Source organism: Neisseria flava (assembly GCF_982712965.1).
On sequence record NZ_CEXQBZ010000043.1, the window covers coordinates 1 to 10,974 of the forward strand.

11 protein-coding genes and 2 tRNA genes are annotated in these 10,974 nt (G+C 53.7%); 9 read left to right on the top strand and 4 right to left on the bottom strand.

The genetic code is table 11. The features are described from left to right. Nucleotides 1–228: 228 nt before the first annotated feature. A tRNA-Leu gene (locus tag AC5M9B_RS02940) sits at nt 229–313 on the bottom strand. 289 nt (nt 314–602) lie between these two features. On the opposite strand from AC5M9B_RS02940, the gene AC5M9B_RS02945 reads away from it, so the two are divergent. The 6 genes from AC5M9B_RS02945 (at nt 603) to AC5M9B_RS02970 (ending at nt 6,312) form a co-directional block, all read left to right on the top strand. Further along, entirely contained in the window at nt 603–1,319 is a 717-nt protein-coding gene (locus AC5M9B_RS02945) for an SCO family protein (protein WP_080980515.1), read from the top strand. A gap of 127 nt (nt 1,320–1,446) precedes the next feature. Continuing rightward, nucleotides 1,447–2,100 (top strand): ATP phosphoribosyltransferase, encoded by a 654-nt coding sequence (hisG, locus tag AC5M9B_RS02950; protein ID WP_487648232.1) that lies wholly within the window; start codon nt 1,447–1,449, stop codon nt 2,098–2,100. A gap of 103 nt (nt 2,101–2,203) precedes the next feature. Continuing rightward, entirely contained in the window at nt 2,204–3,100 is an 897-nt protein-coding gene (locus tag AC5M9B_RS02955; RefSeq protein ID WP_487648233.1) for an endonuclease, read from the top strand. After that, complete coding sequence (gene hisD, locus AC5M9B_RS02960) at nt 3,097–4,389, top strand: histidinol dehydrogenase (protein ID WP_487648234.1); 1,293 nt, start codon at nt 3,097–3,099, stop codon at nt 4,387–4,389. The genes AC5M9B_RS02955 and hisD overlap by 4 nt, the downstream gene beginning before the upstream one ends. 90 nt (nt 4,390–4,479) lie before the next feature. Further along, complete coding sequence (locus AC5M9B_RS02965; RefSeq protein ID WP_487648235.1) at nt 4,480–5,238, top strand: nucleotidyltransferase domain-containing protein; 759 nt, start codon at nt 4,480–4,482, stop codon at nt 5,236–5,238. Between the two features lie 12 nt (nt 5,239–5,250). After that, nucleotides 5,251–6,312: a nucleotidyltransferase domain-containing protein gene (locus AC5M9B_RS02970; RefSeq protein ID WP_487648236.1), complete on the top strand. Its 1,062-nt coding sequence runs from the start codon at nt 5,251–5,253 to the stop codon at nt 6,310–6,312. Between the two features lie 135 nt (nt 6,313–6,447). Here the strand turns inward: AC5M9B_RS02970 and AC5M9B_RS02975 are convergent, their stop codons facing one another. The 3 genes from AC5M9B_RS02975 to cysT form a co-directional block, all read right to left on the bottom strand. After that, nucleotides 6,448–7,521, bottom strand: a complete 1,074-nt coding sequence (locus AC5M9B_RS02975; protein WP_070654382.1) for a sulfate/molybdate ABC transporter ATP-binding protein — start codon at nt 7,519–7,521, stop codon at nt 6,448–6,450. After that, nucleotides 7,518–8,378 (bottom strand): sulfate ABC transporter permease subunit CysW, encoded by an 861-nt coding sequence (gene cysW, locus AC5M9B_RS02980; RefSeq protein ID WP_070654383.1) that lies wholly within the window; start codon nt 8,376–8,378, stop codon nt 7,518–7,520. Before cysW ends, AC5M9B_RS02975 begins: the two co-directional genes overlap by 4 nt. Before the next feature lie 270 nt (nt 8,379–8,648). Then, nucleotides 8,649–9,485, bottom strand: a complete 837-nt coding sequence (gene cysT, locus AC5M9B_RS02985) for a sulfate ABC transporter permease subunit CysT (RefSeq protein ID WP_003759178.1) — start codon at nt 9,483–9,485, stop codon at nt 8,649–8,651. A gap of 234 nt (nt 9,486–9,719) precedes the next feature. On the opposite strand from cysT, the gene AC5M9B_RS02990 reads away from it, so the two are divergent. From AC5M9B_RS02990 to AC5M9B_RS03000, 3 genes are all read left to right on the top strand, one after another. Then, entirely contained in the window at nt 9,720–10,193 is a 474-nt protein-coding gene (locus AC5M9B_RS02990; RefSeq protein ID WP_070442847.1) for a hemerythrin domain-containing protein, read from the top strand. A 99-nt stretch (nt 10,194–10,292) separates the two neighbouring features. Beyond that, a complete protein-coding gene (locus AC5M9B_RS02995; RefSeq protein ID WP_487648237.1) occupies nt 10,293–10,787 on the top strand; it encodes a NemA protein in 495 nt (164 codons plus the stop codon). Between the two features lie 111 nt (nt 10,788–10,898). Then, nucleotides 10,899–10,974 (top strand) — tRNA-Asn (locus AC5M9B_RS03000).

The window sequence follows — 10,974 nt, forward strand, 5'->3', positions numbered from 1 at the left end:
GTATCCGGGGAGGATTAAGGGGGTATTTGGGTAAAATCAGGAGCAATTAGTGGCAGAAACAGCCGAAAACCTGTGTTAGGGTTTCGGATATCGAAGGAAGGGTTTTTGCAAAGGTCTCCAAATATCAAAAACATGAAAAAAACAAAAAAATCCTGATTAATCAAAATGTTGATTTCTAATATGAGCTTTCGACAGGCAAAAAAATAACCGCTGATAAGCGGTTTTTTGTGGTGCCCAGGGTCGGACTCGAACCGACACACCTTGCGGCGGGGGATTTTGAGTCCCCTGCGTCTACCAATTTCGCCACCTGGGCTGGTGAAGAAGTCGCTATTATAGCGGCGTATTCGGGCTTGTAAAGCAAAATCTTGCCTTATTTGCAGATATATTGCTTATATTTTTGATTTTTAAAAACATTAAATTTATTTTATTTTGTTCCCGACGCTTCCTACTCTTTCCACTTATATCAAACATCATTCATTTTCAGCCGAAAAACGGCATAAACCGCTATATTAAATGTTGCAAACGCGCTAAGATGGCGGCGTTCGTTTCATTTTTTATTTTCAGACGACGTTCACACACCATACCCGCATTGGAGAATTTTTATGATGCCTACTGCAATCCGTACCGCCATTTTGGGCGCATTCGCCCTTACCGCACTTGCTGCCTGCAAACCTGAAGCCAAAACGCCGGAACAAAATCCCGCGACCGCTTCAGCTGCTTCTTCAACAGCGTCCGCCCCAGCCGCAACGCCTGCTTCTTCTCCTGAAACGACGACCTCGCTTAATGCTGCTGCCGCTCCTAAACCGCAAGGTCCGGGAACGGATATGCGTAAAGAAGACATCGGCGGCGATTTCACGCTGACCGACGGCGACGGCAAGCCGTTCAGCTTAAGCGACCTGAAAGGCAAAGTCGTGATCCTGTCCTTCGGCTATACACACTGCCCCGACGTTTGTCCGACCGAATTGTTGACTTACAGCGACACATTGAAACAATTGGGCGATCAGGCGAAAGATGTGAAAGTGGTGTTCGTCAGCATCGACCCAGAGCGCGACACACCTGAAGTCATCAGCAAATACGTCAAACAGTTCAATCCTGAATTTATCGGTCTGACTGCGACAGGCGACCAAAGCCTGCCGGTCATCAAACAGCAATACCGCGTGGTTTCCTCCAAAGTGGTTCAGAAGGAAGACAGCGAGAACTATCTGGTTGACCACTCTTCCGGCGCGTATCTGATTGATAAAAACGGCGAAGTGGCGATTTTCTCACCTTACGGCAGCGAGCCGGCAACTATTGCTGCCGACATCAAAAAACTGCTTTGATCCACATGGGGTCGTCTGAATGCCGGTCGCGGTTTTCAGACGACCTTTTTCCCATCTGAAACATACAATGGAGAAAGTCAGGCTGCCTGCTTGGTACGGGTTAAAAGTCTGACGGCACACAACAACAATGACTGAAAACACACTGACCATCGCCCTGTCCAAAGGACGCATCTTTGAAGAAACCCTGCCGCTTTTGGCGGCGGCGGGCATTGTTCCTGCCGAAGCGCCCGAGAAATCGCGCAAGCTGATTATCGGCACCAACCATGAAAACATCCGCCTCGTCATCGTCCGAGCCACCGACGTGCCGACTTACGTCCAATACGGCGCGGCAGACTTCGGCATTGCAGGCAAAGACGTTTTAATCGAACACGGCGGCAGCGGGCTTTATCAGCCGCTGGATTTGCACATCGCCGAATGCCGCATGATGATTGCCGTCCGCAAAGGGTTCGACTACGCCGCCGCCTCACAGCCCGGCAGTCGCCTGCGCATCGCGACGAAATACCCCAACATCGCCGCCGAGCATTTCGCCGGCAAAGGCGTACACGTCGACATCATCAAACTTTACGGCTCGATGGAACTTGCGCCGCTGGTCGGCCTGAGCGACGCCATCGTCGATTTGGTCTCCACCGGCAACACGCTTAAGGCAAACGGCTTGGAAGCGGTCGAACACGTTGTCGATATTTCCAGCCGTCTGGTGGTCAACAAAGCCGCATTGAAAACGAAACACGCGCTGCTGGAGCCGATTATTCAGGCGTTCGGCGGCGCAGTGAAGGCGGGGTGAACATTCCTTTGAATGAAGATGCGTTTTCAGACGACCCTATCCGTTCCCGCCGACAGGTCGTCTGAAAATATCACCGGCAGTAAACTGTATAGGAGAAGTTAAAATGGTTGCAAAAATAAAAAAATTTTCAGATTCAACCCTTTCCGTTTTGAATAACGGCGAGCGTCGGTTTTACGTCTATTGTCTGACCGACCTGAAAAAAGACAAAATCCTCTACATCGGCAAAGGCTGCGACAACCGCATCTTCGAGCATGAACAAGCCGCCCGTTCGCAAGATGGCGAATTCGGTGATCTTGACGTACCGGAACGCAAAGCCATCGCCAAATGCAAGAAACTCGGCCGCCATATCATCAGCTACCATTTGACCGAAGCCGAAGCGCAGGCCGCCGAAACTGCCCTGATTCATTTCGTCAAATCCGTTGTCGACAAAAAATTCAAAAACAAATCTGCCGGATGCGGCGCAGGCGGTATCAGCGCAGAAGAACTCGACGAACGCTTCAAATTCACGCCCTGCCCGCTCGACGAATTCAACCCCGACGGACTCGTTCTCGCTGTCAAAATCCAAGACGCTTTGGACTTGGATACCGACGAAGAAGCAGACTACCGCTTCGACAACCAAGACGATGCCAACCTCAAATCGCGTACGTTGGGCAACTGGGTTATCGGTAAAGATGCCGCATCAAAAGTGAAATACGTTATCGGCATTCACACCGGCCTGCAAAACGCCGTCGTCAGCGCGTATGAAGTGGACAGTTTTGAAACAATGGCTGAAGAAACCAAAAACGGCAGGACACAAACCTGTTACCGTTTCCATACCGCCTCGTCCAGCAAAAAAGTGCTGTCCAAGCTCGGTCTGCACCAAAAATGCCTACCCGAATTGAAGTTCGGCGGCGCGGGCGAAAAGGCGTATATCAGACCCAAAACAGAGACAGAGACTGAACAAGAAAATATTCAGACGACCCCAAGTCCAAAAATAAAAAAGGAGAAAACCAAGTCATGAAAAAACTCAACACCCAATCGCCCGATTTCCAAGCCGAACTCAAAGCCCTGCTGGCTTTTGAGACCGCGCAGAATCCGGAAATCGACCGCATCGTCGCCGACATCTGCGTCGACGTGCAAAAACGCGGCGATGCGGCGCTCATCGAATACACCAACCGCTTTGACGGCACGTCCGCCCAAACCATAACCGACCTGATTCTGACACAAGACGATTTGCAGGCTGCGTTTGAGCGTTTGCAGCCCGAAATTCAAACCGCCTTGAAAACCGCCGCCGCACGGGTTGAAAGCTACCACCAACGCCAAAAAATGGAATCGTGGACGTACCAAGATGAAGACGGCACGCTCTTGGGACAACAGATTACACCGCTCGACCGCGTCGGAATTTACGTTCCCGGCGGCAAAGCGGCGTATCCGAGTTCCGTCATCATGAACGCCATGCCCGCCCATGTTGCAGGCGTGAAAGAAATCATCATGGTCGTCCCCACTCCCAAAGGCGAACGCAACGACATCGTACTTGCCGCCGCCTTCGTCGCGGGCGTCACCAAAGTCTTTACCGTCGGCGGTGCGCAGGCGGTTGCCGCCCTCGCCTACGGCACCGAGTCCGTACCGCAGGTCGATAAAATCACCGGCCCGGGCAACGCCTTCGTCGCCGCCGCCAAACGCCGCGTGTTCGGCGTGGTCGGCATCGACATGGTGGCAGGGCCGTCTGAAATCCTCGTCATCGCCGATGGCACCACGCCCGCCGACTGGGTGGCGATGGATTTGTTCAGCCAAGCCGAACACGACGAAATCGCCCAAGCCATCCTCATCGGCACATCGCAGCCCTATCTCGACGAAGTTCAAGCCGCCATGAACCGCCTCATAGCAACCATGCCCCGCCGCGACATCATCGAAGCCTCGCTCGGCAACAGGGGCGCGATGATACTCGCCAAAGACTTGGACGAAGCCTGCGAAATCGCCAACTACATTTCCCCCGAACACTTGGAATTGTCGGTAGAAAACCCGCAGGAATGGGCGAAAAAAATCCGCCACGCCGGCGCGATTTTCATGGGACGCTACACCAGCGAAAGCCTCGGCGACTACTGCGCCGGCCCCAACCACGTCCTACCCACCAGCCGCACCGCCCGCTTCTCCTCGCCGCTGGGCACTTACGACTTCCAAAAACGCTCCAGCCTGATCCAAGTCTCCGAACAAGGCGCGCAGAAACTGGGTAAAACCGCCAGCGTGTTGGCACACGGCGAAAGCCTGACCGCCCACGCGCGCGCGGCGGAATTCAGGTTGAAAGACTGATTCGGTCGAACCCGCCATCCATCAAAAAGCAAAGGTCGTCTGAAAACCTGTTTTTAGGATTTTCAGACGACCTTTATTAAAAGAAACATCATGAAACAAACAATTCAAGAAAAACTCACCCACATCGCCCATACCGAGCCGCTGCATTTCCTGATGGCGGTAGAAAGCGGCAGCCGCGCATGGGGCTTTGCCTCGCCCGACAGCGATTACGACGTGCGCGCCATTTATATCCGTCCGCAGCCATATTATCTGCAAATCGACGAAGCGAAAGACACGTTTGAATTTATCGAAAACCAATGGTTTGACGTGGGCGGCTGGGACATCCGCAAAGCATTGCGCCTGCTGCGGAAAAGCAATGCCACGCTGCTCGAATGGCTGCGTTCGCCGATGGTTTATACGCAGGACGATGATTTCACAGGTCGTCTGAACGCGCTTGCGCCGCAATACGTCCAAGCCGCCGCGCTGCTGCACCATTATCGCGGCATCGCGGGCAACGCTTTGAAAGCCATGGATTTGGCGCACCCCGTCAAACTGAAAAAATGGTTTTACGTCTTGCGTCCGCTGCTCGCGGCACGGTGGGCAGTCAAACAAGGCGGCATCCCGCCGATGACGCTGGCGGAACTGATGAGCGAATGGCAAACGGACTGCGCCGCCCAAATCGCCGATTTAGTGGCAATCAAGGCGGAACAGGATGAAAGTTACCTGCATACGCTGTCGCCTGAATTACAACGCTTGACCGTTGATTTATATAACGAAGTTTCCGAATTATCCGCCCCTGCCGCCCAAGCCGCCGACAGCGGGCCGCTGAACGAATTGTTCCGCGAAACCTTGGCGGCGGTTTATCCTTAAGGTCGTCTGAAAATGCTCACCATCGAAGACTTGCACACACAAAACCTGCTTCTGCTCGAAGCCGTTTCCGGCAGCCGCGCCTACGGTTTGGCAACGCCCGAATCCGATACCGACATCAAAGGCGTGTTTTACCTGCCCAAATCCATGTTTTACGGCATGGAATACATCCCGCAAATCAGCAACGAAACCAACGACATCGTTTATTACGAACTCGGGCGGTTTATCGAGCTTTTGCTGCAAAGCAACCCGAACACGCTGGAACTGCTCGCCTCGCCGCCTGACTGCGTGCGCTACCGTTCGCCGCTGATGGACGCGTTCAAAACCGAATGGTTTGCGTCCAAAGCCTGCCGTCAGAGTTTCGCCGGATACGCCTACGGACAAATCAAAAAAGCACGCGGGCTGAACAAGAAAATCAGCAACCCGATGTCGTCTGAAAAGAAAAGTGTGCTCGATTTCTGCCACATCGTAGAAGGCGCGCAAACCGTGTCGCTGCAACGCTGGCTTTCGCAACTCGGAATGGAGCAGCGGCGCGTCGGCTTGGTCAAAATCGCCCACGCCCGCGAACTCTACGCCCTGTTTTACGACCACGACGGCACGCGCGGCTACCACGGCGTCGCGCCCAAACCCGAAGCCACCAACCTCTCCCTCAGCTCCGTTGCCGAAGGCGAAACCCCGCTTGCCTATCTCTCCTTCAACCAAGACGGATACAGCAGCTACTGCCGCGAATACGCCTCCTATCAGCAATGGCTGGCGGAACGCAACGAAACGCGCTACCAAGGCACGCAGGCACACGGACAAGGCTACGACGCCAAAAACATGATGCACACCTTCCGCCTGCTCGAAACCGCCCGCGACATCGCCCGCCACGGCGAAATCCGCCCGCGCCGCCCCAACCGCGACGAACTGCTCGCCATCAAACGCGGCGAATCTTCCTACGGAAACCTGCTGGAAAAAGCAGAACGACTGATGGCGGAAGTCGAAACAGCGTTCGACGCTTCCAACCTGCCCGAAACGGTAAATACTGCCTCAGCGTTGGCGGCTTTGGTTGAAGTCAGGGAAACACTTTATGGATAGATGGCGAAAGGTCGTCTGAGGCAAGGTTTATCGCGAATGGACTTTAAAAAATCGCTGCATTTCGACTAAACGTCAGCCCCATAAACAAAAGGTCGTCTGAAATCTTTTTTCAGACGACCTTTGCTTTTTTCCCCATCAAATCGAATATTCAATCAACTCGTTCTGCGAGAACACATAAACCTGTTTCGGCACCAATGACAATTCGCGCCCTGCGGACAAATCCAGCCTTGACGCGTCGCTGCCTGCCAGCGTGATATGTACATCCTGTTTGCCGTGTTTCACCAAAACGTGCGTCAGTGCGCCGACGGCGTGGATTTTTTCGATTTCGGCGCGGATCATCGGGGTTTCGTGTTCGGCGGCGATTTGCCATTCGTGCGGGCGGATGTAGCCGGTGGCGGTTTGTTCCTGCCATTTGTATTGCGCGTCCAATTTCCACGCGAAGCCGTTGTAGTGCCAGATGCCTTTTTCGATTCTGCCTTCGAAGGCGTCAGTTTCGCCGAGGAATTCGGTAACAAAGGCGTTTTCGGGTTTGCGGTAGATGGCTTCGGCGCTGCCGGTTTGTTCGATTTTGCCGTGGTTCATGACGACGATCTCGTCGGAAACCTCAAGGGCTTCTTCTTGGTCGTGTGTAACCAGAATGCTGGTTACGCCCAGGTTGTGATGGATGTCGCGCAGCCAGGTACGCAATTCTTTGCGTACTTTGGCATCCAGCGCACCGAAGGGTTCGTCCAGGAGTAGGAGTTTGGGTTCGACGGCGAGGGCGCGGGCGAGGGCGATGCGTTGGCGTTGGCCGCCGGAGAGTTGGTGCGGATAGGATTTGGCGAGGTGGGAGAGCTGCACGAGTTTGAGCAATTCTTCGACTTTGGTGCGGATTTGTTCTTTGGACGGGCGTTCGGACTTGGGCAATACGGTCAAACCGAAGGCGACGTTGTCAAACACGTTCATGTGGCGGAAGAGGGCGTAGTGTTGGAACACGAAGCCGACTTTGCGCTCGCGTACATGCTTGGCGGTTACGTCTTGCCCGTCAAAGAGAATATTGCCGCCGTCGGCGTTTTCCAGTCCGGCGATGATGCGTAGGAGCGTGGTTTTGCCGCAGCCGGATGGGCCGAGCAGGGAAACGAGTTTGCCGGTGGGAACGTTGAGGTTGATGTTTTTCAGCGCGTGGAAATTACCGAAGTGTTTGTTTAGGTTTTGGATGGTGATGCTCATGCTGCGTTCCTTTCGGCGGCGGCGAGTTTTTTATCTTGTAATTTTGTGATGATGTTCTGCACCGCCAGCGTCGCCAGTGCTAAAAGTGCCAATACGCCGGAGAGGGCGAATGCGCCGGTGAAGTTGTATTCGTTGTAGAAGATTTCGACCAAAAGCGGGATGGTGTTGGTTTCGCCGCGTATGTGTCCCGATACTACGCTGACCGCGCCGAACTCGCCCATCGCGCGGGCGTTGGTGAGGATGATGCCGTAGAGCAGCGCCCATTTGATGTTGGGCAGGGTAACGCGCCAAAACATCTGCCAGCCGCTTGCGCCGAGAATCAGCGCGGCCTGTTCTTCACTGTCGCCCTGCGCCTGCATCAGCGGGATGATTTCGCGCGCGACAAAGGGGAAGGTAACGAACAGCGTCGCCAAAATAATGCCGGGGATGGCGAAGATAATCTGTATGCCTTGCGCTTCGAGCCAGCCGCCCAACGCTGTGTGCGCGCCGAACAATAAGACGAACATCAAACCGGCAACCACGGGCGATACGGAAAACGGCAAATCGAGCAGGGTGGTCAGCAACTGCTTGCCGCGGAAGTCGAAACGGGTCAGCAGCCACGCCATCGCCACGCCCAAGACGGCATTGACGGGAACGACCACCGCAGCGGTAATCAGGGTGAGCTTGATCGCCGCCCACGCTTCGGGGTCGGTAAGGGATTGCAGGTACAAATCCCAACCGCCTTTCAGCGCTTCGTAAAACACGGCGGCAAGCGGTACGACCAGCATCAGCAGCAGGAACCCCAGCGCGACAGCGGTCAGCAACACGCGCAGCCAGCGCGGTTCGGTCAGGTTGGGATTGGCGGAATAGGGTTTCATGGCGGTGGTGTTCTCTGGTTGGTTTTAAGATGTTTGGAGGTCGTCTGAAAAACTGTGTTTTGGGGAGCGGATTCGTTTTCAGACGACCTTTTATCTTTTATGTTAAAAGAGAAATAAAAAAGTCTAGCTGCCGTCATTCCCGCGCAGGCGGGAATCCATCGGTAAAGTTCGGCTGCCTTATTTATTTTTGGTTTTTCTGTTGCCGTGCGGTGGATTCCCGCCTGCGCGGGAATGACGGCAACAGCGTAGTTCAGGTTTTCAGACGACCCCTCAACCCTTCGCTCCCGAACGCCTGCTCAACGCCCACTGCATCACGTTCAGCGCAAACAGAATCACAAACGAAACCAGCAGCATAAACAACGCCACCGCCGACGCGCCCTGTACGTCGAACTGTTCCAGCTTGCCCGTAATAATCAGCGGCAGGATTTCGGAAACCATCGGAATGTTGCCCGCGATAAAAATCACCGAGCCGTATTCCCCCGTTGCCCGCGCGAACATCATGCCCGCGCCGGTTAAGAGCGCTGGCGTGATTTCCGGCAGCAGCACGCGGCGGAACGTCGTGAAGCGGTTTGCCCCCAATGTTGCCGCCGCTTCCTCATATTCGCCCGACAATTCCTCCAATACCGGCTGCACGGCGCGGACGATAAAGGGCAGGCTGACGACGACCAGCGCAATCCAAATACCGACGGGCGTAAACGCGATTTTGATGCCCAAAGGCTCGAAAAAACGGCCTATCCAACCGTTGGGCGCATACAGGGTCGCCAACGCGATGCCCGTAACCGCCGTCGGCAGCGCAAACGGCAAATCGACCAGCGCGTTCACCAGCCCCTTGAGCGGAAATTCATAGCGCACCAACACCCACGCCACCAGCGTGCCGAACACGACATTGGTCAGCATCGCATAAAACGACATCCGCAAACTCAGCCACACCGCCGCCAACACGTTCGGCTCGGCAATCGTGTTCCAAAAGCCGCCCCAGCCGATTTCCGCCGCCTTCGCCGCCATCATCGCAAACGGCAAAACCACCAGAAGCGACAGGCACAATACGGTCAGGCCGAGGCTGATTTTGAAGCCGGGCAGTACGCTGGGCGTTTTGAGTAATAACATGGTTGCTCGGAAGGGAAAAAGAAGATGCTGCCACTTTAACGGGGTCGTCTGAAAAACGGAAAGAATGGTTTGTTTCCGGCAAAGAAAAATTGGTTATAAGTATTGCGTGAAACAAGGCCGAAAACTGTACATCCGCCCGCGCGGGGTGTATGCTTCGAATACATTCATACAATATCAATCTTTACCACAAACCTTAAACGTCGTCTGAAAGCGACTAAATTCAGGAATACCGCCATGACCGATTTGACCGTTTGGGAAGTTTCCCCCGTAAATACCGTGATAGACCATGTCATCAGCCGCTATCACAATACCCACCGCGCACAACTTGAAGAGCTTGTCCCCTTGGCGCACAAAATCGCCTCAACCTCGCCCGACGGCTTCCCCGCCGAACTGCCGGAACTGCTCGAATACATCCAAAACGAGCTGCTGATGCACATGATGAAGGAAGAACGTATGTTGTTCCCGATGGCAAAACAAGGCTTGGGCAGCCGTGCCGCCATGCCGGTTAATGTCATGATGCACGAACACGAAGAACACGACCGTGCACTGGCGCAGTTGAAAACCCTGACCAACCATTTCACTCCGCCGCAAAACGCCGACAAAGACCAGCAAAGGTTGTACGCGTTGGCACAAGAACTGTCGGACGATTTGGAAGAACATATCCACTTGGAAAACGAAATCCTTTTCCCACGCATCTTGGCTTCATAAAAAATATCGGCGGCTGTCTAGCCGCCGATATTTTTTACCTATGCCACTCCATAATATATAATTGTTTTATATGGATATTCAACCCATGAGGATTATCTTATGAAACCTATTGCCGCCGCTTTATCGCTATCCGCCTTCATCCTGACCGCCTGTACCGCAGACTCGCCCCGCATGTCGGTAGGCCTCGGATTGGGAACAGGTATAGGTAACCATATCGGATTAGGTACCTCTGTCAATATCCCCGTCGGCATCGGCAAAAGAGAAAATCTCCCCCCTAAAAACAACGGCGGCATCGATATTATCGAGGAACAAATCGTTACTTATTTTGACGCGCAGGGCATCCCTGCCGACAGCCCCGTCAAGGGAGGTTATTATCGGCAATTAATCAGCAGGCACAATAAGGAATATCTGGCACAGGATTTCTACAGCGACAACAGCAGGAAACGCACCGATCCCTATCCCCTGCCCCGCGAACGGCTGCTACAATTCCGCGCCACACCGTATGACGGTTCATTAACCGTATATACCTACAACGGCAACGTCATGCAGCAGCAAGTATTTAAAAACGGAAAATTGATCAGCACAAAATATTAATGGGATAAAGTCAAAATAATATACTTACCATTCAAATATTTGAAATGCTGCCGTTTCGTCAGTTAAAATTTTAGTTGACACTTTTTTTCAGGGCTATATAATACGCCCCATTCCCCGATAGCTCAGTCGGTAGAGCGACGGACTGTTAATCCGCAGGTCCCTGGTTCGAGCCCAGGTCGGGGAGCCA